Here is a 25,435-nt window from a genome sequence, read left to right on the forward strand (position 1 = left end):
ATAAATCATCACGCCCGCCAGGTAAGCCCACCCGGCGGGCTTTTTTATGATTTAATAGATAGTATTCAGTGTATGTATGAGTCCCACACCCATTATGAAAGCATTCTGGCGTAACGCCGCTTTACTGACGGCTTCTCTGCTCCCCTTATCTTCAGCTAACGCCGTGGCGTTACAGGCAAAACAGTACGGCGATTTTGATCGCTATGTGCTGGCTCTTTCCTGGCAAACCGGATTTTGCCAAAGCCAGCACGATCGCAATCGTAACGAACGCGATGAATGTCGTCTGCAAACCGAAACGACCAACAAAGCTGATTTCTTGACCGTACACGGCCTGTGGCCTGGGTTGCCAAAGTCGGTTGCGGCACGCGGTGTTGATGAACGCCGCTGGATGCGCTTTGGCTGCGCCACCCGCCCAATCCCAAACTTGCCAGAGGCACGCGCCAGCCGAATGTGTTCGTCACCGGAAACGGGGTTGTCGCTGGAAACGGCAGCTAAACTAAGTGAAGTGATGCCCGGCGCGGGTGGGCGTTCCTGCCTGGAACGTTACGAATATGCGAAACACGGCGCCTGTTTTGGTTTTGATCCGGACGCTTACTTCGGCACGATGGTGCGTCTGAATCAAGAAATCAAAGAAAGCGACGCTGGAAAATTTCTCGCTGAAAACTATGGTAAAACCGTGAGTCGAAATGACTTTGACGCCGCCTTCGCCAAAAGCTGGGGGAAAGAGAACGTCAAAGCGGTCAAGTTAACGTGTCAGGGTAATCCGGCATATTTGACTGAAATCCAGATTTCACTCAAAGCTGACGCCATCAACGCACCGCTTTCTGCAAACTCATTCTTGCCACAACCACATCCCGGTAACTGTGGCAAAGCCTTTGTGATTGATAAAGCGGGCTATCAATAATCTGACAGGCAAAACGCTGTGGTGCGTTTTTCATGAAACATGGCGATTAAGATTTCTACAATAATGCGCTGCATTGAGGAATTCCCTGAATGTGACGTAAATCACTTCAAAGTGTGAGCAACAGCCAGTATCATCATATGAGTTAAACCCTCGCCGCCTGACGGTGAGGGTTTTCTTTTGGGTATGTTTATCTGCGACACTCGCAGTACCGACGACATGGAGTAAAAATGTCCAGACCAACTATCATCATTAACGACCTGGATGCCGAACGCATCGATATTCTGCTGGAGCAACCCGCCTACGCCGGTTTGCCAGTCGCTGACGCGTTAAACGCAGAGTTGGATCGCGCCCAAATGTGTTCGCCAGAAGATATGCCACACGATGTGGTGACGATGAACAGCCGGGTTAAATTCCGCAATCTTAGCGATGGCGAAGTGCGTGTGCGCACGCTGGTGTATCCGGCCAAAATGACCGACAGCAATACTCAGCTTTCCGTTATGGCTCCGGTTGGTGCCGCACTGCTGGGGCTGCGCGTTGGCGACACCATTCACTGGGAACTTCCGGGCGGCGTTACCACCCACCTTGAAGTGCTGGAACTCGAATACCAGCCAGAAGCCGCTGGCGAATACCTGCTTTAATCCCATCTGCACAAGCGTTAAATCGCTTTGCTCAGAGGATGCGTCCGCATCCTCTTTCCGCTCAAATATCAACCAGATTTATCATTTTGCTCTTCCCCGCTACGTTCTAATCTGAACAGGTTATCAACCTGCGGACTCCATTATGAGTGAAGCTCTTGGTATTACAGCGTTTTATATTTTCATCGCAGCAATAATTGTTGTAGCGGTGCTATACCTTGAGCAACACTGGTAGTGCCAACACGAATACATTTTAAGCATCAATATTTAATAGATATAAAATCAACGTCGCAAATCACAGATCTAAAATCAATAATATGATGTTATGTATGCATGCAACAGCAAGGAGAGAATGCTTATGTACAAAACAATCATTATGCCAGTAGACGTATTTGAAATGGAATTAAGCGACAAAGCCGTTCGTCACGCTGAATTTCTCGCCCAGGATGATGGTGTAATTCATTTACTCCATGTATTACCAGGCGCTGCAAGCCTTAGTCTGCACCGTTTTGCTGCCGATGTGCGTCGTTTCGAAGAGCATTTGCAACATGAGGCGGAAGAGCGCCTGCAGACAATGGTGGGTCATTTCACTATTGATCCCTCCCGTATCAAACCACATGTCCGTTTTGGTAGCGTGAGAGATGAGGTGAATGAATTAGCCAAAGAACTGAATGCGGATGTTGTGGTTATCGGTTCGCGTAATCCATCAATTTCAACCCATCTGTTAGGTTCTAACGCTTCCAGCGTGATCCGCCACGCCCATCTGCCTGTATTAGTCGTTCGTTAACAAATTAACGTATTTATGGTGCCCTGCCCGGAGCCATCCCGGCAGGGTTTTCTATAACGAAAAAAAGCCGCCAGGTTTGACCCCGGCGGCTAAACAATTGCAGGTGAATCTTACTTCTTCTTATGCAGTTTTGGTGCGAATCAGGTAGTCAAAGGCACTCAGAGAGGCTTTGGCACCTTCGCCAGTGGCGATGATGATCTGTTTGTACGGAACCGTTGTACAGTCACCGGCTGCAAACACGCCTTTGACGTTGGTTTCGCATTTCGCATCGATGATGATTTCACCCATGCGGTTACGTTCTACTGCGCCTTCCAGCCAGTTGGTGTTCGGCAGCAGACCAATCTGAACGAAAATACCGGCCAGTTCGATATTGTGAATATCGCCGCTCACGCGATCACGGTATTCCAGACCAACAACTTTGCTACCGTCGCCTTTTACTTCAGTGGTTTGCGCATTCAGAATGATGTCGACGTTTTTCAGACTGCGCAGTTTGTCCTGCAGAACCTGGTCGGCTTTCATTTCTGGCGCAAACTCAAGCAGGGTAACGTGTTCAACAATACCCGCCAGATCAATCGCGGCTTCCACGCCGGAGTTGCCGCCGCCAATCACCGCTACACGTTTGCCTTTAAACAGCGGGCCGTCGCAGTGCGGGCAGTAGGTTACGCCTTTGGTGCGATACTGATCTTCACCCGGAACGTTCATGTTGCGCCATTTTGCGCCGGTCGCCACGATAATGCTGCGGGCTTTCAGTACCGCGCCGGAAGCTGTTTCAATCTGATGCAGACCGCCTTCAACCGCGGCCGGGATCAGCTTGCTCGCGCTCTGGCTGTCGATCACATCAACATCGTATTCATCAACGTGAACTTTCAGCGCACCAGCCAGTTTCTGGCCTTCGGTTTTCGGCACGGAGATGTAGTTTTCAATGTCAACGGTATCGAGGATCTGACCACCGAAACGTTCGCCCATCAGACCAGTACGGATACCCTTACGTGCGGAGTAAATTGCCGCCGCAGCACCCGCCGGGCCAGAACCAACGATCAGCACATCATAAGCGTCACGCTTGTTCAGCTCTTCTGCCGCACGTTTTTCAGCGCCAGTATCAATCTTCGCAACGATTTCAGTCAGCGTCATACGCCCCTGACCAAACTCTTTACCATTCACGAATACGGCCGGAACGCCCATCACGTTACGATCGGTGATTTCGTTCTGGAACGTACCACCGTCAATCGCCGTGTGTTTAATGCGCGGGTTCAGTACGCTCATCAGGTTCAGCGCCTGCACCACGTCCGGACAGTTATGGCAGGAAAGCGAATAATAAGTTTCAAATTCAAAATCACCGTCAATGTCGCGGATCTGCTCCAGCAGAGACTGCGCTTCTTTCGACGGATGACCACCGGTCCACAGCAGAGCCAGTACCAGCGAGGTAAATTCATGGCCCAGCGGAGAGCCTGCAAAACGCGGCCCCTGGTTAGAACCTGGGTTGGTGATCAGGAAAGACGGCTTACGCACCGGCAAGCTGTTATCTTCTTTAAAGGTGACTTTGTCTGACAGTTCTGCGATCTCAGCCAACAGTTCCTTGATTTCTGCCGATTTAGCGCTGTCATCCAGCGTGGCAATTAACTCAACAGGCTTGGTCAATTTCTCAAGGTAAGCCTTGAGTTGAGTTTTCATATTTGTGTCGAGCATGTTTATCTCCTGGGCTTTAAACATCATCATGCAAGCGGCCTCTGCGGCTACCTGGATGCAGCTTGCATCATGGTGCGGGGAAGAAAATCGGGTGCCGCAGCACCCGATTAATTAGGTGAATTTCCGAAGTATTTCGCGTCAGAGCAAGGCGGCTAGCCTGTGAACCCCCGGAGCTTACACAAGTAAGTGACCGGGGTGAGCGGGCGACGCCAACACTGCTATGGCGTGAAAGACGAAGAAAATTTAGATTTTACCAACCAGGTCCAGGGATGGAGCCAGAGTTGCTTCACCTTCTTTCCATTTAGCCGGGCAAACTTCACCTGGGTGAGAAGCCACGTACTGTGCTGCTTTGATTTTACGCAGCAGGTCAGATGCGTCACGGCCAATGCCTTCAGCGGTAACTTCGATAGCCTGGATGATACCCTGCGGGTCAACAACGAAGGTAGCACGGTCAGCCAGACCTTCATCTTCACGCATGTTGTCGAAGTTACGGGTCAGGGCGCCAGTCGGGTCACCGATCATTGCATATTTAATTTTAGCGATGGTTTCAGAGCTGCTGTGCCATGCTTTGTGGGTGAAGTGAGTATCGGTAGATACTGCGTATACATCTACACCCAGTTTCTGCAGTTCTTCGTAGTGGTCAGCAACGTCGCCCAGTTCGGTCGGGCATACGAAAGTAAAGTCAGCCGGGTAGAAGAAGAAGACGCTCCAGCGGCCTTCGGTGTCTTTCTCGGTGATTTCGATGAATTCGCCGTTTTTGAATGCCTGGTTTTTAAAAGGTTTAATTTTGGTGTTAATCAAGGACATCTATACTTCCTCCGTGTTTTCGATGAGATGTAAGGTAACCAATTTTTGCCGATTCGGCTAATGCGTTTCCATTATCAAATCGATAAGTTTTACCTTACAACCTTCGTAAGACAACTTTGTGAACTTTGCATCGCCAGTGGCGATAAAAAGTAAAATGGGTCCCCTTTCCAGGTGACCGCATAACCTGAACTACCCTTTGGTATCTTCAGCGCCTGTTCAACAGGCTACGGTGTTGCGATGATAATCGCAACGACGAGAGGGATTACAACACCCTCATAAACAAAGGGCAATCACCTGAGATAAGGTCTTAACTATGACAGTGATAGGTTAAGCCTTTTATTGTGTATTTGCACTGAACGAAAAGGACAAGACAATGTTAAAAAAGATAATTTTTTTTACCCTGCTCCCAGGAATTGCTTACGCCGAAGAGCTTCCTGCGCCCGTTAAAGCGATTGAAAAACAGGGAATTACGATTATTAAATCGTTCGATGCGCCAGGCGGTATGAAAGGTTATCTGGGGAAATATCAGGATATGGGGGTCACTATCTACCTTACGCCAGACGGTAAGCATGCCATCTCTGGCTATATGTACAACGAAAAGGGAGAAAACCTCAGTAACGCTCTTATTGAAAAAGAGATTTACGCACCTGCCGGACGCGAAATGTGGCAGCGTATGGAACAATCAAACTGGTTACTTGACGGTAAAAAAGACGCGCCGGTCGTGGTTTATGTTTTTGCCGATCCTTTCTGCCCGTATTGCAAACAATTCTGGCAACAAGCACGCCCATGGGTTGATGCCGGTAAAGTTCAGATTCGTACTCTGCTGGTTGGCGTGATAAAACCAGAAAGCCCGGCCACCGCGGCGGCAATCCTCGCGTCTAAAGATCCGGCAAAAACGTGGCAAGAGTATGAGGCATCTGGCGGCAAGTTAAAGCTGAACCTCTCAGGGAGCATCACACCTGAACAGATGAAGATTCTCAGTGCCAACGAGACGTTGATGGACGAACTGGGCGCAAATGTTACCCCTGCTATTTATTACATGAGCCCAGAAAACACATTACAGCAGGCTGTCGGATTACCAGATCAAAAAACATTTAATATCATTATGGGAAATAAATAACCTTCATTCTATGGATAACTGGAATATTTATCTCTTTTCAGTTATCCAAAAAATCGCAAGTATTGTTCACCCATCTAATATCAGCTATGCTATTTTAGAAAAACTTAATCGTGAATTAAGTAAAATAACATAATATATAAAAATACATAAAGCCATATCATTGACTTGATGAATATTATGAGAACAAGCATATGAATGGAGTGCATCATGGCTAATCTTTACGACTTAAAAAAATTTGATTTAAACTTGCTTGTCATTTTTGAGTGCATCTACCAACATCTTAGTATTAGCAAGGCCGCAGAATCATTATATATAACGCCTTCTGCGGTAAGCCAGTCTTTACAACGTCTACGGGCGCAATTTAATGACCCCTTATTTATTCGCTCCGGTAAAGGAATTGCACCAACAACGACAGGATTAAATCTGCATCATCATCTTGAGAAAAATCTCAAAAACCTTGAGCAAACCATCAACATTGTCAATAAATCCGAGCTGAAGAAAAAATTTATTATTTATGGTCCGCAACTTATCTCGTCAACCAACAGTAGTCTTTTGATCGGATGCCTACGACAAGACACATCGGTAGAAATTGAACATCATGACATTATGATGTCAGCAGAAAGCGCCGAAAATTTATTGGCTTATCGCAAAGCAGATCTGGTTATTACATTAATACCAGTCATCAGTCGCTCGGTGAGCTGTGTACCTTTTCAATCGATACGCAACACGCTTATCTGTAGTGCATCTCATCCGAGAATAACGGAATACAGTAGCCGCGAAGACATTCTTGATGAAGAGTTTACTTTTCTGACATCAAAAGCATCTGGCCTTGAAGATTTTCAGATGGAAATAGAAGCGATTCTGGCAAACCGAAAAATAGCATTCCGTAGTTCTTCTCTGTTTACTATTATCAATACTATTGCGGTAACCGATTTACTGGGTATTGTTCCCTTTGAACTATATCGTTGTCATCAGAAAAACCTGCAATTAAAACAAATAAAACTAAAACATAACCTCCCCTCTAATACACTTTATATTTCCTATAATAAATCATCATTAAACAATCTGGCGTTCTCTCGATTTATTGATCGCTTAAATGACAGCTTATCCTGAAAACCTATCAATAAGAACAATATTCATCATAAAAAAATTCACCTAGTGAATATAAAATAAGATATTTCATTTAAGTTTATTAATATTATAATCAGCAAACTATTGCACTTTCTCCCGGTCATGTTAAGAGAGCGTTTACAGATGTCCATTTATAAAATTCCGCTTCCTCTCAATATTCTGGAAGCAGCACAAGACCGTATCACCTGGACACTTAATACACTGCCCCGCGTATGCGTCTCTTTTTCTGGTGGTAAAGATTCTGGCTTAATGCTTCATTTGACCGCAGGTCTGGCCAGGAAAATAGGAAAAAAAATACACGTCCTGTTTATCGACTGGGAAGCACAGTTTTCTTGTACTATTGACTATGTTCAATCGCTACGGGAACAATATGCGGATGTCATCGAAACGTTTTATTGGGTGGCTCTACCGTTAACAACACAAAATTCATTATCCCAATATCAACCTGAATGGCAGTGCTGGCAACCTGATACTGAATGGGTTCGACAGCCACCAGAAGATGCGATAACCGACCCGGCATTTTTCTCGTTTTATCAATCGGGTATGACGTTTGAACATTTCGTGCGTGAATTTGCCGAATGGTTTTCACAACAACGACCAGCCGCAATGATGGTCGGGATCCGTGCCGACGAGTCTTATAATCGTTTCGTCGCCATTGCCAGTTTAAATAAACAGCGTTTTGCTGACGATAAGCCGTGGACCACCGCCGCGCCAGGCGGTCATTGTTGGTACATTTACCCCATTTACGACTGGAAAGTCGCTGATATCTGGACCTGGTACGCTAAAGGCCAAAACCTCTGTAATCCGCTGTATAACCTGATGTACCAGGCTGGCGTCCCTCTGCGTCAAATGCGAATTTGCGAACCTTTTGGTCCAGAGCAACGGCAAGGTTTGTGGCTATATCATGTTCTTGAACCTGATCGATGAGCCGCAATGTGCGCCCGGGTCAGTGGCGTAAAAAGCGGTGGAATTTACGCTGGTCACAATAATCAATTCTATGGCCACAGGAAGATCCTAAAACCTGACCATTTAGACTGGCAGGAATATGCCTTATTACTGCTTAACAGCATGCCAGAAAAAACGGCTGATCATTATCGCAATAAAATTGCTGTTTATTTGCACTGGTATCAAAAAAAAGGAATCGAAATTCCTCAGACTCAACAAGGAGATATTGGCTCAAAAGACGTCCCCTCCTGGCGACGTATCTGCAAGGTATTACTCAACAATGATTATTGGTGCCGGGCGTTATCATTCAGCCCTACAAAAGCTAAAAATTATCAACGTTATAACGAACGGATGAAAGAAAAACGTCAGGAGTGGGGAATATTATGCAACAGCGATTAACTCAGGATTTAACGCAATTTCTCGCCAGTTTAGCGGAAGAAGATCGCATTAAGGCGATCAATGAGATCCGGATGGCGATACATCAAGTGAGTCCATTTCGCGACGAGCCGGTGGATTGTGTGTTATGGGTTAAAAATAGCCAACTCGTGCCAAACGATTACAATCCCAATAATGTGGCACCGCCAGAGAAGAAGCTATTAAAAAAATCCATTGAAATTGATGGTTTTACCCAACCGATTGTAGTAACCAACACCAGAGCTAATACGCTTGAAATTGTTGATGGTTTCCACCGCCATGAAATTGGTAAAGGCTCTAACACGTTAAAAACGCGCTTAAAAGGGTATTTACCGGTTACCTGTCTGGAAAGGGATCGTAACGAACGCATCGCTGCAACGATTCGCCACAACCGCGCGCGTGGCCGCCACCAAATCACAGCAATGTCAGAAATCGTTCGTGAACTCAGCCAGTTGGGATGGGACGATAATAAAATCAGTATAGAACTGGGTATGGACAGCGACGAAGTGCTACGCCTCAAGCAAATAAACGGCCTGCAAGAGTTGTTTGCCGACCGTAGATATTCCCGTGCCTGGACGGTGAAATAATTACAACTGGCGCAGGCGTTCAGCCGCCGCCAGCAGCGTCGATTCCTTCTTGGCAAAACAGAGACGAATCAGTTTATGCGGGAAGGGATCGGCACAAAACACCGACAGAGGGATCGCCGCTACACCATGCTCCTGTGTTAACCACTGACAGAACTCGACATCATTCAACGTAGAAACGGCGCTGTAATCCACCAGCAAAAAGTAAGTGCCTTCACAGGGTAAGATCTCCAGTCTGCTCTCTCGTAATGCATTCACAAGAATATCGCGCTTCTGGCGATAAAAGTCCGGTAACGCAAGATAATGTTCAGGTTCCTCCCGCAGCATATCGGCAAGCGCCAGTTGTGTGGGAGTATTGACCGAAAAAGTCAAATACTGATGCACCTTGCGGATCTCGGCGCTGATGGGCGCTGGCGCAACGCAATACCCCACTTTCCAGCCAGTCATATGATAGGTCTTGCCAAACGATGACACCGCCACCGCCCGCTCACGCAGTTGCGGATGCGCCAGTACACTGGCATGGCCCTGCTGTGAAAAATTGATGTGCTCGTAGACCTCATCGCTAATGACAAAAATCTCGCGCTCGGCAATCGCCTGCCACAAGGCTGCAAAATCAGCCTGCTGCCAGACAGTGGCGCTGGGATTATGCGGCGTATTGAGGATCACCAACCGGGTACGCTCGCTCAGTAACGCAGCAAACTCTTGCCAGTCAACGCGAAAATACGGCGGTTGCAGCGCGATGCGTTTCACTACCCCACCCGCTAGCGCGATGGCGGGTGCGTAACTGTCATAGCTGGGATCAAAACAGATAACCTCATCGCCACTACGTACCAACGCGGTAATCGCCGCATATAACGCCTCCGTCGCTCCTGCTGTTACGGTGATGTCATGTTCAGCATCCGGTTGATAGCCATACAGCCGTGCGGTTTTCTCAGCAATCGCCTCGCGCAATGCCTGCACGCCGGTCATTGGCGCGTATTGATTTGCGCCCTGAGCAACGTGATACGCCAGCCGCTCCTGCAAATAGCGCGGGCCATCAAAATCAGGAAAACCTTGCGACAGATTAATCGCCTGGTGCTGCTGCGCCAACGCGCTCATCCGGGTAAAAATAGTCGTGCCTAGTTGTGGAAGTTTGCTTTGTGGAATCAGAGGGTTATTTGTCATTTTTATCATGCCTGACGAAGTTGCGTGTTGAAGGCACTATAACACGATGTTAGTATTTGGCAATCAAGACGTTTAGATGTCTAAATAAAACAATAAGGACAACACAACATGCCTCACAATCCTATCCGCGTCGTCGTCGGCCCTGCTAACTACTTTTCTCATCCCGGAAGCCTGAATCACCTGCATGATTTTTTCACCAACGAACAGCTTGCTCGTGCCGTGTGGATTTATGGCGAACGTGCCATTGCTGCGGCAGAAACAAAACTTCCACCAGCGTTTGAGCTGCCCGGCGCAAAACATATTTTGTTTCGTGGTCATTGCAGCGAAAACGATGTGCAACAACTGGCGGCTGAGTCTGGTGACAATCGCAGCGTCGTGATTGGCGTCGGCGGCGGCGCACTGCTCGACACCGCGAAAGCCCTCGCCCGCCGTCTGGGTCTGCCGTTTGTTGCCGTTCCGACGATCGCCGCTACCTGCGCTGCCTGGACACCGCTCTCCGTCTGGTATAACGACGCCGGACAGGCGCTACATTATGAGATTTTCGACGACACCAATTTTATGGTGCTGGTGGAACCAGAGATTATCCTCAATGCACCGCAAGAATATCTGCTGGCGGGTATCGGTGACACGCTGGCGAAATGGTATGAAGCGGTGGTGCTGGCACCGCAACCGGAAACATTGCCGCTGACTGTGCGTCTGGGGCTCAATAGCGCACAGGCCATCCGCGACGTATTGTTAAGCAGTAGCGAACAGGCTCTTGCCGATCAGCAAAACAAGCAGTTAACGCAGTCATTTTGCGATGTGGTGGATGCGATTATCGCCGGTGGAGGTATGGTAGGAGGTCTGGGCGATCGTTTTACGCGTGTGGCGGCAGCTCATGCCGTGCATAACGGTCTGACCGTGCTGCAGCAAACCGAGAAATTTCTCCACGGCACCAAAGTTGCTTACGGCATTCTGGTACAAAGCGCCTTGCTGGGACAGGATGACGTGCTGGCGCAATTAACCGGGGCATATAAGCGTTTTCATCTACCGACCACGCTGGCGGAACTGGAAGTGGATATCAATAATCAGGCGGAAATCGACAAAGTGATTGCCCATACTTTGCGTCCGGTGGAGTCCATTCATTATCTGCCGGTCACGCTGACACCTGATACGTTGCGTGCAGCGTTCGAAAAAGTGGAATCATTTACCGTCTGACATGCAGATTTAGCAACAGCGCGCGCCGCCTTTGCCACCATAGCGCGCGTCCTGCCGCTCGCGGAAAAACTCTTCATAAGTCATCGGCGTCTGATCAGGATGATTGACCCGCATATGTTCGACATAGTTATCGTAATCGGGCATGCCAATCATCAGCTTCGCCGCCTGACCTAAATATTTTCCGGCTTTTGCCAGTGAATCAAACATCAATACCTCCGGTAATCAGATTGCTGAGATATTGCCGGATGCGGCGTGAACACCTTATCCTGTCTACAAATGTTGCAGCGCATCAGGCAATTTTGCGTTTGTCATCAGCCTTACGCTCTCCCAAAAGAGAGAGCGTAATAGTGATAATTTAGTGCGCGCCTTTCGCCTGCGCCACGATCTCCTCAACATTTTCCGGCATCGGCTCATACGGCGTTTCTTTCGCCGTCGGCTTCGACTCTTTCAATGCCGCCAGTGCCGTCTTAATCGAGAACAGCGCCAGAACCACCACAACCACCATAAAGAAGATGGTCAGTCCGGCATCCAGACGGTTGTTGAACACCAGTTGCGCCAGTTGTGACTCGGTATACTGCGACGGAATATTACCGCTGTCGATCATTGCCTGGAACTTGTTCGCAATTGCCAGGAAGCCGACCTTCGCATCCGGGCTAAACGCTTTCTGCCAGCCTGCGGTCAGGGTACAAATCAGCAACCAGGCCGTTGGCACCAGTGCCACCCAGGCATAACGTTGACGTTTCATCTTGAACAGCACCACGGCACAAAGCATCAGCGCCATCCCCGCCAGCATCTGGTTAGCAATACCAAACAGCGGCCACAGGGTATTAATGCCGCCCAGCGGATCGACCACGCCCTGATGCAGGAAGTAACCCCAGGCCAGTACGCACAGCGCCGTCGCCAGCAGGTTAGCAGGCAGTGAATCCGTCCGTTTCAGACCAGGAGAAACCACACCCAGCAGATCCTGCAACATAAAGCGCGCAGCACGCGTACCCGCATCTACCGCCGTCAGAATAAACAGCGCTTCAAACAGAATGGCAAAATGATACCAGAACGCCACATCCATCATGCCGCCCAGCGCGCCGTGCAGGATGTAGGCCATCCCTACCGCCAGCGTTGGCGCACCGCCCGCACGAGAAATGATCGACTGTTCACCGACTTCACTGGCAATCTGGTTTAACGTATCCGGGGTAATTGCAAAGCCCCAGCTACTCACCACTTGCGCTGCAGAAGCCACCACATCTGCCGTACCTGCCGGAGCCAGCACCGCCATCGGGCTGTTCATGGCGAAGTACACGCCCGGATCGATGATACAGGCGGAAACCAGCGCCATAATCGCCACGAAGGATTCCATCAACATCCCGCCGTAACCGATAAAGCACGCCTGACCTTCGTTCGCCAGCATCTTTGGCGTGGTGCCGGAAGAGATCAGCGCATGGAAGCCAGACACTGCACCACAGGCGATGGTGATAAACAGGAACGGGAACAGGTTACCGGTCCATACCGGGCCAGTACCATCGATAAATTTGGTCAGCGCCGGCATGGTCAGCGTGGGGCGCATAATTAGAATTCCCACCGCCAGACCAACGATAGTCCCGATTTTCAGGAAGGTAGAGAGGTAGTCACGCGGAGCCAACAGCAGCCATACCGGCAGCACTGCCGCCACAAAACCGTAGCCCACCAGCATCCAGGTCAACTGCACGCCCGTAAAGTCAAAGTACGGTGCCCAGGTCGGACTTTCTGCCACCCAGCCGCCAGAAATGATGGCGAAAATCAGGAACACCAGACCGATGATCGACACTTCACCAATGCGACCTGGACGCAGGTAGCGCAGGTAGATCCCCATAAAAAGCGCCAGCGGAATAGTGAACGCAACGGTGTACGTTCCCCACGGACTATGGGTCAGGGCTTTCACCACGATCATCGCCAGCACCGCCAGAATGATCACCATGATCATAAAGCAGGCCACCAGCGCAATCACCCCGGCGGTTGGTCCCATTTCTTCTTTGACCAGTTCACCCAACGAGCGACCATCGCGGCGCGTGGAAACAAACAGCACCATGAAGTCCTGCACCGCACCGGCGAGAACCACCCCGGCAAGCAGCCAGATCATCCCCGGCAGGTAGCCCATCTGCGCCGCCAGCACCGGCCCGACCAGTGGGCCTGCGCCGGCAATGGCCGCAAAATGGTGACCGAACAGCACTTTTTTGTCCGTCGGCACATAGTCCAGACCGTCGTTATGGCGCACGGCTGGCGTCATACGAGTCGGGTCAACCGCCAGCACTTTTTTGGCGATAAACAGACCGTAAAAACGATAAGCGATGAGATAGATACAGACCGACGCCACCACAATCCACAGCGCGTTAATCTGTTCCCCACGATTTAAAGCAATGTATCCCAGAGCGAATGCTCCCATCACAGAGAGCACTGTCCAGACGAGGTATTTCCCTGACTTGTTCATAATTGTTATCCGTGTACGTATCCATAGAGATGTTACATTTTGTTTCTATAACATCTTTGCAAAATTTAACAACGCGATAACCAAACAAATAAGAGTTAAAACCAATAATTAACTTCACAATGTTAACTCGATCACTCCATTAACCGAGTTTTCCTGCAATCTCATTTTATTCTGTCGGGTTCATCCCAAAACCGCCGTACCCAGCCGACAGGTGCAGCAACGCCGTCCCTGTTCATCGAAAACGACAATCTCCCAGCTCTGATTTTGTCGCCCAAGATACAGCGGCTGACAGACGCCACGCACCTTTCCCTGCGAGACAGGGCGATGATGGGTGGCATTAAGTTCCGTCCCCACCACGCACTGCCCGTCGCGAGTCATCATAAATCCAGCCATCGATCCCAACGTTTCTGCCAGCGCCGCCGACGCGCCGCCGTGCAGCAGACCAAACGGCTGATGAGTACGGGTATCGACCGGCATTTCGGCTTCCAGCACATCATCACCCAGACGGGTGTAAACAATTCCCAGATGCGCCACCATCGTGTTATCGCTGGTAGCGTTCAGTTCATCCAGGGTCAAATGACGTTTCCAGATCACAGTTATGCTCCCAGCGTTGAGCCGCCATCCACCACGATATCCTGTAGCGTGATATGGCTGGCGAGATCGGAGGCGAGGAACAAAATCGTGTTGGCTATCTCCTGCGGACGGGCGATTTTCCCCAGTGGAATGCCAAGCTTAAACTGCTCACCAAAGCCGCGAATACGCTGCTCTTCCGCGTCATCGCTCACCCACAGCGTGCGTTGCATGTCGGTGTCGGTGGAACCCGGCGAAACCACGTTGCAACGTACTCCACTACCTGCCAGTTCCAGCCCGACGCTCAACGCCAGACTTTTCAGCGCCGCTTTCGACGCGCCATAAGCACTCATACCAATACGCGGCGTGTGTGCGGCATCGGACGCTACCGTAACAATCGCTCCACCCCGCTGACGGCGAAACTGATTCATGGTCTGTTGAAACAGGTTAAACGCACCGCCGACGTTGACCGCAAAAGTCTGCTGCCAGTCCTCTTTACTCAGTTGGTCTGTCGCGCCCATGCGCAAAATTCCTGCCGCATTGACCAGCACGTCCAGGCGCTGCGTTTCGCCTAACAGCCGCTGGCAGACTTGCGCCACCTGCCCGGCATCAGCAACATCCAGCACTTCAGTCGCAAAGGGATAATGCTCCAGCGTGAATGCCCGATCAAAGCCTGTGACTTTTGCTCCCGCTTCAACAAACGCCAGCGCCGTGGCATAGCCGATGCCTTTCCCCGCGCCGGTTACCCAGACATTTTTGCCGCTGAAATTCATTATTTCACCTCGCGAGAGAGTAGCTTCCACCAGGCGTCGATGGTCGGATTTTTCGCCAGCATGACAAAATCGATATCGCCATGCACTTTGCGCCAGCGCGCCGCCAGCGCCATCATGCGCACCGAATCCAGACCGTAGTCGATCAGGTTGTCGTCATCAAACGGTTCATCGGATTCATCCAGCAACGGCAGAATCACCTCGCGCAGCTCCGCTTTACTGGCAGGGATCGGTGCTGGCAGTAACTCTTCAGTCATCACCACCCGACCGGAACGCCCGGCAACATATTTCAGCGACATCAAATGCTCGTCACGGCTGAAATCGGCCAACGCATCAGCCACCATAAACGGTTTAATATCGCGCATAAACGCGTCGGTCGCAGTGGTCATACAACCGATGTGCGCATACACTCCGGTAATAATCAGTTGGTTACGTCCGCTCTCTTTAAGCATTTGTTCCAGCGGGGAACGATGAAACGCGCTGTAGCGCCACTTCACCAGCACTGTATCGTCAGCATCTGGCGTCAGGCGATCCACCACCTTTTGTTGTTCCGGCGAACGCGTCAGGCCCGGCCCCCACATATCATTCAGCAGCGCCCGATCTTCATCGCTCTGCTCTTTTGGCTGGGCAGTGTAATAAACCGGAATATTGTGTTGCTTACAGTAGTCACGCAGGGCGGCAATATTAGTGATCACCTGCTCCATCATCGGGCAGTTATCGCCCCAGAAGCTGACAAAATAGTCTTGCATATCATGGATTAATAGCGCAGCACGTTGCGGTTCAAAGGCCCAGTCGACTTTATTTTGCGGAATATCGTGAGACTCCGGCAGTGCGTAAGCCTGTAATTTTGGAATAGCCATCGTGTTCTCTCCTTCAGGCTGATGCGCGTGATGCCAGCCACTGACGTAATTGTTTTTTATCGACTTTCCCGACCGCCGTCAGCGGAAGTGAATCCACACACTCCACGCGATCCGGTAATTTAAATTCGGCAATACCCTGTTCACGCAGGAAACGACGCACCTGCACCGCACGCAGCGGCTCTTTTACCACCAGATAAGCGCAGCTTTTTTCGCCCATCAGCTCATCTTCCATGCTCACCAGCGCGGCATAGATCACCGCCGGATGGCGCAGTAACAGGTTTTCGATCTCTTCGGCAGCGATCTTCTCACCGCCACGGTTGATCTGATCTTTCTCGCGCCCCTGCACAGTGATGTAACCGTCTGGATCTATGGAGATCAGATCACCGGAACAGTAAAAACCGTTGGCGTCAAAGGCACTGGCATTGTGCTGCGGGCTTTTGTAATAACCGCGGAAGGTATACGGCCCACGCGTCATCAGACGCCCGACTTCCCCTTGTGGCAATGGATTTCCGTCGGCATCGGCAACCCACACTTCATCGTCCGGACACATTGGGTAGCCCTGGGTATGGATAATTTTCTCCGCGCTATCATCAAGACGGGTGTAGTTCACCAGCCCTTCCGCCATGCCAAACACCTGCTGCAACTGGCAGCCAATCTCTGCGGGAATACGCGCCGCCAACGTGGCAGAAAGACGCGCGCCGCCGACCTGTAACAGTTTTAACGAGGCGAGTTGCGCCCGGCTTTCGCCCTCGCTCAATGCCTGTAACCACAGGCTGACTGCCGGTGGCACCAGTGCGGTAACGTTAACCTGATGTTTGGCAATCAATGGGAAACAGAGCGTGGCGCTGGGATCGTCCGCCAGAACCACAGTGCCGCCTGCGAGAAAAACCCCCAGCGCTCCAGGCGAACTCATGGCGTAATTGTGAGCCGCCGGAATCGCGCACAGGTAGCGTGTCTGTTGCGTGAACTGACAAATCTCGACGCTACGGCGCACACTGTAGTAATAGTCATTATGGGTACGCGGGATCAACTTCGGCGTGCCGGTCGTGCCGCCGGAAAGCTGGAAATACGCCACTTCATCGGCAGGCGACGGCGTGGCAGTAAAACCGTCTGCCGGGTGGTTAATCGCATCCTGCAAATTGTGCTCGCCGCTGTCGTTCAGCAGTTGCACCACGCGAATGGAGGAATGCTCTGCAACAAATGTATTGAGGAAATCATCCCCGCTAAACAGCGCATGTTGGCGATCGGCAATCAGTAATGCCGGTTCAATCTGGCTGGCATAGGCGTTCAGTTCGCTACGCTGATGGCTGAACAGCGCCAGCACCGGCGCAACGCCCAGTTTCAGCAACGCGAAAAAGGTAATGTAAAGTTCAGCGACGTTACCTAAGTGTACCAGCGCGGTTTCACCAGGTTTAATGCCCTGACGGCGCAAACTACACGCGAGGTTATCAGCCGCTTGATTCAACTGGCGATAACTCAACTGCCGCTCGCCGTCGATAACCGCGACGCTGTCACTCTCAGCATGTCGCGTCAGAATGTCAGTTAGTGGCAAATCCTGCCAGTAGCCTTTTTCCCGATAGCGACGGGCAAATTCTTCCGGCCAGCGGGTGAATGGAATGCTCATCCTCACTCCTTAATGCAATCCAAAAACATTCAACATGGTAGAAAGTTTGACGCCCGTTTCGCGCCACTCCCCCAGCGGTGACGACGCAGGCACAATCCCCGCACCGGCAAACAGACGCACCTGATTTTCCCGCAGCTTCGCGCAGCGGATGGTCACCACCCACTCGCCGTTACCTTCGCTGTCGCACCAGCCAACAATGCCGCCAAACAGTTCGCGGTCGAACGGCTCCAGTTCAGCAATAACCTGGGTCGCGGCCTGATGCGGGAAACCGCTCAGCGCGGGGGTCGGATGCAGCAGACAGGCCAGCGTCAGTGCGTTTTCTTGCGAATTCGCTTTACCTTCAAAGGGCGTTGCGAGATGCCACAGCGTCGGCGTGGTGATCAATTGTGGAGAGGAGGGAACGTGTAACTCACTGCTGCGCTCGCGCAGTACCTCTTTCATCGCCTGGGTCACCAGTTCATGTTCATGGCGATCTTTTTCCGACGCCAGCAGACGATTACCCGCTTCGCGATCGAGCACTTCATCCGGCTGACGACGCGCGGAACCGGCTAACGGAATCGAGCTAAAACGCTCGCCATCTTTACGCAACAGCAGTTCCGGGCTGGCTCCGAGCAGGACGCCACCATCGGCCAGCGGCACATGGAAGTTGTAACTAACCGGGTTTTGCGCGATCAACCGTTCCAGCAGTACGCCGCTGTCGATGGCGGCATCGGTGGTGATATCAATCAACCGTGACAACACCACTTTGTCGACTTGCGGTGTGGCGGTAAGTGCGGCAGCACGGGCAACCATCTGTTCAAACGTGGCTTGTTCCGGAATTGCCTGCCGTTCAACCACATTCAGCGACTGGCTGCGGGTAAAACGGCGCGCAGAAGCTTGTTTTTCCTGGCGGGAGAATGGCTGCCAGGATTCGGGAATATACAGCGATGAAGGTTGACGTGGATCGAAGGGGATTGCCCCAACCATCACTGGATTTTTAATGCCCTGCGATTTGGCATTAGCAAACAGGGCGGTGAGTCTTTGCTGGAAGGGACTGTCTGGCGAATCCCCGTTCACAGCCGGTTCATCAAAGCGGGCGAAACATCCTGACGTCGTAAAACTGCGGTACGGCGACATAAAGAAAAAGCGATTGGGCGCAAGTGTTGCCATGGTCTGCTGTACTTCCTCAGCCAGTGACGTATCCATATCATCCTCCACAAAATGATAAAGGCTTTAATAATGATTATCATTTATATTTTCGGTCGCTAACCTAAAAGCAAACAGCCACTATGTCAACTCTTGCCGCAACACAATCTACGACTCGGGCTTGCATCTGCTTGTCGTTACAATGAAAATGAGAAGCATTAACTTCACTAATAACAGGACGCTGATTCGTGAGACTCGCCCCGCTCTACCGTAAGACCCTTTTCTTAGCAGGACTTTTGCTTTCAGGAATATCCGCAGTGCAGGCCGCCGACTGGCCGCGTCAGGTGACTGACAGCCGCGGCAGCCATACGCTGGAAAGCCAGCCACAGCGCATCGTCTCAACCAGCGTCACGCTGACGGGGTCGCTGCTGGCGATAGACGCTCCGGTGATTGCCAGTGGTGCAACTACACCGAATAACCGCGTCGCGGACGACCAGGGATTCTTGCGCCAGTGGAGCGATGTTGCGAAGGAACGCAAACTGCAGCGCCTCTATATCGGAGAACCGAACGCCGAAGCGGTAGCCGCACAAATGCCGGATCTGATTTTGATTAGCGCAACCGGCGGCGATTCTGCAATGCCACTGTACGATCAGCTTTCCACCATCGCGCCGACGTTAATTATCAATTACGACGACAAAAGCTGGCAGTCGCTGTTAACGCAACTTGGCGAAATTACCGGGCATGAGAAACAGGCGGCAGAAAGAATTGCGCAGTTTGATAAACAACTGACGGCAGCGAAAGAGCAAATCAAATTACCGCCGCAGCCGGTCACTGCCATTGTCTATACCGCCGCTGCACACAGTGCCAATCTCTGGACGCCGGAATCAGCACAAGGGCAGATGCTGGAACAACTCGGCTTTACGCTGGCGAAACTGCCAGCGGGCTTAAACGCCAGTCAAAGTCAGGGCAAACGCCATGACATCATTCAGCTTGGTGGAGAAAATCTGGCTGCCGGGTTAAACGGTGAGTCGCTGTTCCTGTTCGCCGGCGATCAGAAAGATGCCGATGCAATTTATGCTAATCCGCTGCTCGCGCACCTGCCTGCAGTACAGAACAAGCAGGTTTATGCACTGGGAACCGAGACGTTCCGTCTGGATTACTACAGCGCCATGCAAGTGCTGGAACGACTTAAGGCGCTGTTCTAAGCATTAACTGTCGGACGCTGCCGCTTGTGGTGGCGTCTGGCGAAAACGGCGCAACTCCACCAGCACCAGCAACAACAATACACCGATAATCAACAAGCCAAAGCCACTGACACTGGCGGATGTAACCGGTGTCATCATCGCCCCCAGACCGCCCAGCAACGCCGCACCAATCGCATCGCCCGTCACGTTCTGCGCCGTCCACAAACCGTTAATCCGCCCTAACATCGCTTCCGGAGTTTGCGTTTGCAGCATTGTATATTGCAGCAACGAACTGACCGCGCTCAGCCAGCCGAACAGCGCCAGACAAACCACGCCCGGAATCCACATTGGCATCAGGCCAAACAAACCAATGGCGAGAAATGAACCTAATGTGGAAAGCAGCATTAACAATCCTGGCCGCACGCTATGCGTCAGTTTCCCGCTAGTCAACGCCCCGATTGCCGCACCGAGCGGAATTGCCGCATAGAGAAAGCCAATCTGCGCCGCCGACATCTGCCAGTTGATTGCCAGCGCCGGATACAGTACCCGCACCGCACTCGCCATCGTCAACAACCCACCCAACAGCGCAATGCCGCCCACCAGCGGGCTGGCGAGCAGAAAACGAAAGGCTGCCAGAAGCGATTTCAGCGGATGCTCACGCGGCTGCGGTGGCGGCGGCAGTGCCGGAAGGCTTAACAGAGGCAGTAAAGTGATGAACGTTCCTGCCGCCGCCAGCCCGTAGTTCCAGGCGACGCCGCCAGTCGCCAGCAGTAAGCCACCCATCATGGGCGAAATTACCGATCCCAGGCGCACGGTCAACATGGTAATCGCCCCGGCCTGCATTAAGTTTTCCCGCCCAACTAGCGCAGGCGTTGCCGCCAGCAGCGCCGTAACGCCCAGCGAGGCAAAAAAACCATCCCATAAACCGAGTAAATAGATTGCCAATAGTGATGACTCCGGCAACAGCGCGTTCAGGCACAGACCAATAAAGCCAATGCCACAGGTGCCGCGCGCCAGCAAAATCACTTTTTTGCGCTCATAACGATCCGCCAGCACACCACCGACCATCAGACCGACAAACATCGCGCCTCCGGTCAGCATCACTGAAAGCCCAACCTGCCAGGTGGAATTCGTCATCATCTGGATCTGCACCGGCACCGCGACGCCGAGCAACCCCAGAGAAACAATTGAGATAAAACGAGCGAGGAATACTGCGCGAAACGCCGGGTGCGTTTTCAACAGGCTGAGGTTAAGCAGCCAGGATTGTTTATTCATTACAATGCCTTGCCATCAAATATTTTAAATACCTATTCTTAGGCTGCACATGCTAACATATCCAAATAAGATCGATAACGATAATTAATTTCATTATCATGGAAGTTCGTATGTCTGGTTCTGTTGCCGTGACACGCGCCATTGCCGTGCCCGGATTGCTGTTATTACTGATTATCGCGACGGCATTAAGCCTGCTCATTGGGGCAAAATCACTCCCCGCCTCCGTGGTCCTGGAGGCACTCTCCGGCACCTGCCAGAGCGCCGACTGCACCATCGTGCTCGACGCCAGACTACCGCGCACCCTTGCCGGATTGCTGGCGGGCGGAGCGCTTGGCCTTGCCGGGGCGTTAATGCAAACCCTCACCCGAAACCCGCTTGCCGATCCCGGTTTGCTTGGCGTGAACGCCGGAGCCAGCTTTGCCATTGTGCTCGGCGCAGCGCTGTTTGGTTACTCTTCCGCCCAGGAACAACTGGCGATGGCTTTCGCTGGCGCGCTGGTGGCCTCGTTAATTGTTGCCTTTACCGGCAGCCAGGGCGGCGGGCAGTTAAGTCCGGTGCGTTTAACCCTGGCGGGCGTGGCGCTGGCGGCGGTGCTGGAAGGGCTGACCAGCGGCATCGCCCTGCTTAATCCTGACGTCTACGATCAGTTGCGTTTCTGGCAAGCCGGTTCACTGGATATTCGCAACCTCCATACCTTAAAAGTGGTGCTGCTCCCGGTGCTGATCGCCGGAGCAACCGCACTCTTACTGAGTCGTGCGTTGAATAGTTTAAGTCTGGGAAACGACACCGCGACGGCGCTGGGTAGCCGCGTAGCGCGCACACAGTTGATTGGTCTGCTGGCGATTACCGTGCTTTGCGGTAGTGCGACGGCAGTGGTGGGTCCGATTGCCTTTATTGGCCTGATGATGCCGCATATGGCGCGCTGGTTGGTAGGAGCAGATCATCGCTGGTCAGTCCCCGTTACACTACTCGCCACGCCTGTCCTGCTGCTGTTTGCCGATATCATCGGGCGTGTGATTGTGCCCGGCGAGCTGCGCGTTTCCGTGGTCAGCGCCTTTATTGGCGCACCGGTATTAATCTTCCTCGTCCGACGTAAAACGCGAGGTGGCGCATGATTTACGTCTCTCGCAGATTACTCATAACCTGTTTGTTGCTGATTACCGCCTGTATCGTGGCGGGCATCTGGGGATTACGCAGTGGTGCTGTGACACTGGAAACATCGCAGGTATTCGCCGCGCTGATGGATGATGCTCCCCGCAGTATGACAATGGTCGTCACCGAATGGCGCTTACCGCGCGTGCTGATGGCGCTGTTAATTGGCGCGGCGCTGGGCGTCAGCGGCGCTATTTTTCAGTCGCTGATGCGTAACCCACTCGGCAGCCCTGACGTGATGGGCTTTAACACCGGGGCGTGGAGCGGCGTGCTGGTGGCGATGGTACTGTTTGGTCAGGACCTGACGGCTATCGCCCTGGCAGCAATGGCGGGTGGCATTGTCACTTCACTACTGGTCTGGCTGCTCGCCTGGCGTAACGGTATCGACACCTTTCGCCTGATTATTATCGGTATCGGCGTTCGCGCCATGCTGGTGGCCTTTAATACCTGGCTATTGCTTAAAGCCTCATTAGAGACGGCGCTAACGGCGGGTTTGTGGAATGCCGGCTCGCTCAACGGCCTGACATGGGCGAAAACCTGGCCTTCCGCACCAATCATTATTTTGATGTTAATTGCCGCAGCCTTGCTGGTAAGGCGGATGCGCTTGCTGGAGATGGGCGATGATACCGCCTGCGCGTTGGGCGTCAGCGTCGAACGCTCGCGTCTGTTAATGATGCTGGTGGCGGTGGTGCTTACCGCTGCTGCAACTGCACTGGCGGGGCCGATCTCCTTTATTGCGCTGGTCGCGCCGCATATTGCCCGACGCATTAGCGGCACCGCTCGCTGGGGGCTGACCCAGGCGGCGCTATGTGGCGCGCTGTTACTGCTGGCAGCAGACCTCTGCGCTCAGCAACTGTTTATGCCGTATCAACTTCCGGTTGGCGTCGTCACCGTCAGCCTCGGCGGTATTTACCTTATCGTCTTGTTAATTCAGGAGTCTCGCAAAAAATGACCGAATCAGTAGCCCGTTTGCGCGGCGAGCAGTTAACCCTGGGATATGGCAAATATACCGTTGCAGAAAATCTGACCGTAGAGATCCCTGACGGTCATTTCACGGCGATTATCGGGCCAAACGGCTGCGGTAAATCCACGTTGCTGCGCACGTTAAGCCGTCTGATGACACCCGCTCACGGGCATGTCTGGCTGGATGGCGAACAGATTCAGCGTTTCGCCAGTAAAGAGGTCGCACGCCGGATTGGTCTGCTGGCGCAAAACGCTACCACGCCGGGCGACATCACCGTTCAGGAGCTGGTAGCGCGTGGGCGCTATCCGCATCAGCCGTTGTTTACCCGCTGGCGGAAAGAAGATGAAGAGGCGGTTACAAAAGCGATGCAGGCCACGGGAATTACTCATCTGGCGAATCAAAGCGTGGATACCCTCTCCGGCGGGCAACGACAGCGAGCGTGGATCGCGATGGTGCTGGCCCAGGAAACGGCGATTATGTTGCTCGATGAGCCAACGACCTGGCTGGATATCAGTCATCAGATTGATTTGCTGGAGTTGCTCAGTGAACTAAACCGCGAGAAAGGCTATACGCTGGCTGCGGTGCTGCACGATCTCAACCAGGCCTGTCGTTACGCCAGCCATTTGATTGCGCTGCGAGAAGGAAAAATTATCGCCCAGGGTGCGCCTAAGGAGATTGTCACTGCCGAATTAATTGAGCGTATCTATGGTTTGCGCTGCATGATTATTGATGATCCCGTGGCAGGAACACCATTGGTGGTGCCGCTCGGACGAACGGCACCTTCAACCGCGAAGATTTAAACTAAGTGGCCTTCCATCATGGCATCCTGTTTTCTGGATGCCATTGCATAGCGCAAAAGCACGCTGCCACACGCAACCATACCGCCGACCAACGCGGCAAGGATCACAATAATCGCTTTGCCAGGACCGTCTTTTTTCACCGGCAAACTCGGACGCAACTGATATTTAAACGGCGTAAAATTGACATCGCTGACATTTGCTTTTGTTAATTGCTCAACAAGATACTGGCGATTACGTAAATCACCGTTCAGTTCGGCAACATCGGTGACCGCTTTTTCAATTTCCAGTTTACGCTCAATACCGTCTGCGCCGAGAGAAATAGAGAACTCAGGGTCGTCTTTTACTGCCTGACCATTACTGTAAACGGGTTTTTTAATTCCTGCCGCATTAGCAATATCGAGTGAGTAATTGAGGCGCTGAATGTTTGCATCAAGATGGTTTCTGGTTTTAATCCGATCCTGGGCCAGTTTTTCTTTTTCGAACTGGGTTTTAATTTCCAGTTTATTACGCACATTTTCTAGCGACTCTTTCACCACCAACGTAGAGATATAATCGATATACCCTGCCAGAACGGTCTGGGCTTCTTCACTGGTGGGCGCGGTAAAACTTAGCGTCCAGGAAGTATAAAGTGTCGGCTCATCTTTTTTCTTACTGGCATTGTCATCAACCGCTTTCATTTTTTCGCTCAATGCGACAATAGCGCGATGCAAATCCAGTTCGTCGATTTTCGCCTCTTTTAGTTGGTCCATAACATAAGGTGATGAACGCAGATACTCTTCCAGTAAGCTAACCGACTGAAACTTTTTAATAAAAAGATTGAAAACACCGCCGCGGTCGATATTGACATCGAGATCCAGCACGCGGAGTTTAGTGAAAGTTTTCTCCAGGTCTTGCCACTGAACAGCCTCTGCAGGGGTGATGACAGCCGAACTGGTCCATTTTTGCGGCAGGATGAAAGAGATAAGTAAACCTGCGCAGGCAAACGCAAAAACGACTGCCATGATCGTTTTTTTTGCCCGCCATAAAACGTCGATTAGATTAAGTAAATCAATTTCATTATTACTGGGCGACGCCAGGTGATAATCGGGAAAATGAGAGTCACTTCCCTGCTTAATATTCAGTGATGACATGCGGTATAACCTGAAAATGAGTCCAATATGAGTAAATCTCCATAGCGCTCACTTTACCAGTTGGTGAGAATTATCCGAAGCTGAAGTTTGTAAATTACACGCACGAACGCAATATTTGGAGCATTTTCAGTCAATCCACTCAAGGG

Annotated in this window: 24 protein-coding genes and 1 pseudogene; 13 read left to right on the top strand and 12 right to left on the bottom strand. The window is 51.6% G+C overall.

All coding sequences use genetic code 11. The features are described 5' to 3' along the window. The first annotated feature begins 94 nt into the window (after positions 1-94). From rna to uspG, 4 genes are all read left to right on the top strand, one after another. Complete coding sequence (gene rna, locus C7B16_RS03155; RefSeq protein WP_001515960.1) at positions 95-904, top strand: ribonuclease I; 810 nt, start codon at positions 95-97, stop codon at positions 902-904. 227 nt (positions 905-1,131) lie between these two features. Further along, positions 1,132-1,542: a nucleoside diphosphate kinase regulator gene (rnk, locus tag C7B16_RS03165; RefSeq protein ID WP_000089740.1), complete on the top strand. Its 411-nt coding sequence runs from the start codon at positions 1,132-1,134 to the stop codon at positions 1,540-1,542. Between the two features lie 142 nt (positions 1,543-1,684). Then, entirely contained in the window at positions 1,685-1,774 is a 90-nt protein-coding gene (gene yldA / locus C7B16_RS25770) for a small membrane protein YldA (protein ID WP_353889723.1), read from the top strand. Positions 1,775-1,897: 123 nt separating this feature from the next. Beyond that, on the top strand, positions 1,898-2,326 hold the full coding sequence (gene uspG, locus C7B16_RS03170) for a universal stress protein UspG (RefSeq protein ID WP_001515959.1): 429 nt from the start codon (positions 1,898-1,900) through the stop codon (positions 2,324-2,326). A 120-nt stretch (positions 2,327-2,446) separates the two neighbouring features. Here uspG and ahpF read toward each other — a convergent pair whose 3' ends face one another. Then, complete coding sequence (gene ahpF / locus C7B16_RS03175; RefSeq protein ID WP_010380701.1) at positions 2,447-4,012, bottom strand: alkyl hydroperoxide reductase subunit F; 1,566 nt, start codon at positions 4,010-4,012, stop codon at positions 2,447-2,449. Positions 4,013-4,255: 243 nt separating this feature from the next. Beyond that, on the bottom strand, positions 4,256-4,819 hold the full coding sequence (gene ahpC / locus C7B16_RS03180) for an alkyl hydroperoxide reductase subunit C (protein ID WP_000052796.1): 564 nt from the start codon (positions 4,817-4,819) through the stop codon (positions 4,256-4,258). Between the two features lie 373 nt (positions 4,820-5,192). Here ahpC and dsbG point away from each other — a divergent pair, with 373 nt between their 5' ends. From dsbG to C7B16_RS03200, 4 genes and pseudogenes are all read left to right on the top strand, one after another. Beyond that, a complete protein-coding gene (gene dsbG / locus C7B16_RS03185) occupies positions 5,193-5,939 on the top strand; it encodes a thiol:disulfide interchange protein DsbG (RefSeq protein WP_000913734.1) in 747 nt (248 codons plus the stop codon). A gap of 207 nt (positions 5,940-6,146) precedes the next feature. Continuing rightward, complete coding sequence (citR, locus tag C7B16_RS03190; protein ID WP_000002459.1) at positions 6,147-7,052, top strand: DNA-binding transcriptional repressor CitR; 906 nt, start codon at positions 6,147-6,149, stop codon at positions 7,050-7,052. Positions 7,053-7,193: 141 nt separating this feature from the next. Then, positions 7,194-8,414, top strand: a pseudogene (locus C7B16_RS03195) (phosphoadenosine phosphosulfate reductase). Continuing rightward, on the top strand, positions 8,387-9,016 hold the full coding sequence (locus C7B16_RS03200; protein WP_000526876.1) for an IbrB-like domain-containing protein: 630 nt from the start codon (positions 8,387-8,389) through the stop codon (positions 9,014-9,016). The pseudogene C7B16_RS03195 and the gene C7B16_RS03200 overlap by 28 nt, the downstream one beginning before the upstream one ends. Here the strand turns inward: C7B16_RS03200 and ybdL are convergent, their stop codons facing one another. Beyond that, entirely contained in the window at positions 9,017-10,177 is a 1,161-nt protein-coding gene (gene ybdL / locus C7B16_RS03205) for a methionine-oxo-acid transaminase (RefSeq protein ID WP_000183958.1), read from the bottom strand. It lies immediately after the preceding gene. A 108-nt stretch (positions 10,178-10,285) separates the two neighbouring features. Here ybdL and hcxA point away from each other — a divergent pair, with 108 nt between their 5' ends. Then, positions 10,286-11,374 carry a hydroxycarboxylate dehydrogenase HcxA gene (gene hcxA / locus C7B16_RS03210; protein WP_107179351.1) on the top strand — a complete coding sequence of 363 codons (1,089 nt, stop codon included), beginning with the start codon at positions 10,286-10,288 and terminating at the stop codon, positions 11,372-11,374. 9 nt (positions 11,375-11,383) lie between these two features. On the opposite strand, the gene C7B16_RS03215 is transcribed toward hcxA, so the two are convergent. The 7 genes from C7B16_RS03215 to entC all read right to left on the bottom strand — a co-directional run bounded on the left by C7B16_RS03215 (position 11,384) and on the right by entC (position 18,844). After that, the gene (locus tag C7B16_RS03215; protein WP_000460431.1) at positions 11,384-11,581 is read right to left on the bottom strand and encodes a YbdD/YjiX family protein; all 198 of its coding nucleotides are present in this window, start codon (positions 11,579-11,581) and stop codon (positions 11,384-11,386) included. Between the two features lie 148 nt (positions 11,582-11,729). Next, a complete protein-coding gene (cstA, locus tag C7B16_RS03220) occupies positions 11,730-13,835 on the bottom strand; it encodes a pyruvate/proton symporter CstA (protein ID WP_001043117.1) in 2,106 nt (701 codons plus the stop codon). Between the two features lie 180 nt (positions 13,836-14,015). Continuing rightward, the gene (gene entH / locus C7B16_RS03225) at positions 14,016-14,429 is read right to left on the bottom strand and encodes a proofreading thioesterase EntH (RefSeq protein WP_000637956.1); all 414 of its coding nucleotides are present in this window, start codon (positions 14,427-14,429) and stop codon (positions 14,016-14,018) included. A gap of 2 nt (positions 14,430-14,431) precedes the next feature. Continuing rightward, positions 14,432-15,178, bottom strand: coding sequence for a 2,3-dihydro-2,3-dihydroxybenzoate dehydrogenase EntA (entA, locus tag C7B16_RS03230; RefSeq protein ID WP_001011656.1), 747 nt, complete (start codon positions 15,176-15,178; stop codon positions 14,432-14,434). Next, positions 15,178-16,035, bottom strand: coding sequence for an enterobactin biosynthesis bifunctional isochorismatase/aryl carrier protein EntB (gene entB, locus C7B16_RS03235; RefSeq protein WP_107179352.1), 858 nt, complete (start codon positions 16,033-16,035; stop codon positions 15,178-15,180). The genes entA and entB overlap by 1 nt, the downstream gene beginning before the upstream one ends. 13 nt (positions 16,036-16,048) lie before the next feature. Next, positions 16,049-17,659, bottom strand: coding sequence for a (2,3-dihydroxybenzoyl)adenylate synthase EntE (gene entE / locus C7B16_RS03240; protein ID WP_061090781.1), 1,611 nt, complete (start codon positions 17,657-17,659; stop codon positions 16,049-16,051). A 9-nt stretch (positions 17,660-17,668) separates the two neighbouring features. Next, entirely contained in the window at positions 17,669-18,844 is a 1,176-nt protein-coding gene (entC, locus tag C7B16_RS03245; protein WP_016248453.1) for an isochorismate synthase EntC, read from the bottom strand. Positions 18,845-19,032: 188 nt separating this feature from the next. Here entC and fepB point away from each other — a divergent pair, with 188 nt between their 5' ends. Next, positions 19,033-19,989: a Fe2+-enterobactin ABC transporter substrate-binding protein gene (gene fepB, locus C7B16_RS03250; protein WP_061090780.1), complete on the top strand. Its 957-nt coding sequence runs from the start codon at positions 19,033-19,035 to the stop codon at positions 19,987-19,989. Between the two features lie 3 nt (positions 19,990-19,992). Here fepB and entS read toward each other — a convergent pair whose 3' ends face one another. After that, the gene (entS, locus tag C7B16_RS03255; RefSeq protein ID WP_107179353.1) at positions 19,993-21,243 is read right to left on the bottom strand and encodes an enterobactin transporter EntS; all 1,251 of its coding nucleotides are present in this window, start codon (positions 21,241-21,243) and stop codon (positions 19,993-19,995) included. 110 nt (positions 21,244-21,353) lie between these two features. On the opposite strand from entS, the gene fepD reads away from it, so the two are divergent. The 3 genes from fepD to fepC are packed head-to-tail and all read left to right on the top strand — an operon-like array spanning position 21,354 to position 24,159. Further along, positions 21,354-22,358 carry a Fe(3+)-siderophore ABC transporter permease gene (gene fepD, locus C7B16_RS03260; protein WP_107179354.1) on the top strand — a complete coding sequence of 335 codons (1,005 nt, stop codon included), beginning with the start codon at positions 21,354-21,356 and terminating at the stop codon, positions 22,356-22,358. Then, a complete protein-coding gene (gene fepG / locus C7B16_RS03265; RefSeq protein ID WP_000640983.1) occupies positions 22,355-23,347 on the top strand; it encodes an iron-enterobactin ABC transporter permease in 993 nt (330 codons plus the stop codon). Before fepD ends, fepG begins: the two co-directional genes overlap by 4 nt. Further along, entirely contained in the window at positions 23,344-24,159 is an 816-nt protein-coding gene (gene fepC, locus C7B16_RS03270; RefSeq protein WP_000140656.1) for an iron-enterobactin ABC transporter ATP-binding protein, read from the top strand. The genes fepG and fepC overlap by 4 nt, the downstream gene beginning before the upstream one ends. Here the strand turns inward: fepC and wzz(fepE) are convergent. Continuing rightward, entirely contained in the window at positions 24,156-25,289 is a 1,134-nt protein-coding gene (wzz(fepE), locus tag C7B16_RS03275; protein WP_107179355.1) for an LPS O-antigen length regulator Wzz(fepE), read from the bottom strand. The genes fepC and wzz(fepE) overlap by 4 nt on opposite strands. Between the last annotated feature and the right edge of the window lie 146 nt (positions 25,290-25,435).

It is taken from the genome of Escherichia sp. 20412-1, from assembly GCF_003027595.1.
GTDB lineage: Bacteria > Pseudomonadota > Gammaproteobacteria > Enterobacterales > Enterobacteriaceae > Escherichia > Escherichia marmotae.

Excerpts from the sequence above, each read along its gene's own strand:
- entA (WP_001011656.1), bottom strand. The coding sequence starts at position 15,178 with ATGAATTTCAGCGGCAAAAATGTCTGGGTAACCGGCGCGGGGAAAGGC.
- fepC (WP_000140656.1), top strand. The coding sequence starts at position 23,344 with ATGACCGAATCAGTAGCCCGTTTGCGCGGCGAGCAGTTAACCCTGGGA.
- fepD (WP_107179354.1), top strand. The coding sequence starts at position 21,354 with ATGTCTGGTTCTGTTGCCGTGACACGCGCCATTGCCGTGCCCGGATTG.
- rna (WP_001515960.1), top strand. The coding sequence starts at position 95 with ATGAAAGCATTCTGGCGTAACGCCGCTTTACTGACGGCTTCTCTGCTC.
- entS (WP_107179353.1), bottom strand. The coding sequence starts at position 21,243 with ATGAATAAACAATCCTGGCTGCTTAACCTCAGCCTGTTGAAAACGCAC.
- entB (WP_107179352.1), bottom strand. The coding sequence starts at position 16,035 with ATGGCTATTCCAAAATTACAGGCTTACGCACTGCCGGAGTCTCACGAT.
- uspG (WP_001515959.1), top strand. The coding sequence starts at position 1,898 with ATGTACAAAACAATCATTATGCCAGTAGACGTATTTGAAATGGAATTA.
- entE (WP_061090781.1), bottom strand. The coding sequence starts at position 17,659 with ATGAGCATTCCATTCACCCGCTGGCCGGAAGAATTTGCCCGTCGCTAT.
- ahpC (WP_000052796.1), bottom strand. The coding sequence starts at position 4,819 with ATGTCCTTGATTAACACCAAAATTAAACCTTTTAAAAACCAGGCATTC.
- cstA (WP_001043117.1), bottom strand. The coding sequence starts at position 13,835 with ATGAACAAGTCAGGGAAATACCTCGTCTGGACAGTGCTCTCTGTGATG.
- ahpF (WP_010380701.1), bottom strand. The coding sequence starts at position 4,012 with ATGCTCGACACAAATATGAAAACTCAACTCAAGGCTTACCTTGAGAAA.
- hcxA (WP_107179351.1), top strand. The coding sequence starts at position 10,286 with ATGCCTCACAATCCTATCCGCGTCGTCGTCGGCCCTGCTAACTACTTT.
- dsbG (WP_000913734.1), top strand. The coding sequence starts at position 5,193 with ATGTTAAAAAAGATAATTTTTTTTACCCTGCTCCCAGGAATTGCTTAC.
- citR (WP_000002459.1), top strand. The coding sequence starts at position 6,147 with ATGGCTAATCTTTACGACTTAAAAAAATTTGATTTAAACTTGCTTGTC.
- yldA (WP_353889723.1), top strand. The coding sequence starts at position 1,685 with ATGAGTGAAGCTCTTGGTATTACAGCGTTTTATATTTTCATCGCAGCA.
- C7B16_RS03215 (WP_000460431.1), bottom strand. The coding sequence starts at position 11,581 with ATGTTTGATTCACTGGCAAAAGCCGGAAAATATTTAGGTCAGGCGGCG.
- rnk (WP_000089740.1), top strand. The coding sequence starts at position 1,132 with ATGTCCAGACCAACTATCATCATTAACGACCTGGATGCCGAACGCATC.
- ybdL (WP_000183958.1), bottom strand. The coding sequence starts at position 10,177 with ATGACAAATAACCCTCTGATTCCACAAAGCAAACTTCCACAACTAGGC.
- fepG (WP_000640983.1), top strand. The coding sequence starts at position 22,355 with ATGATTTACGTCTCTCGCAGATTACTCATAACCTGTTTGTTGCTGATT.
- entC (WP_016248453.1), bottom strand. The coding sequence starts at position 18,844 with ATGGATACGTCACTGGCTGAGGAAGTACAGCAGACCATGGCAACACTT.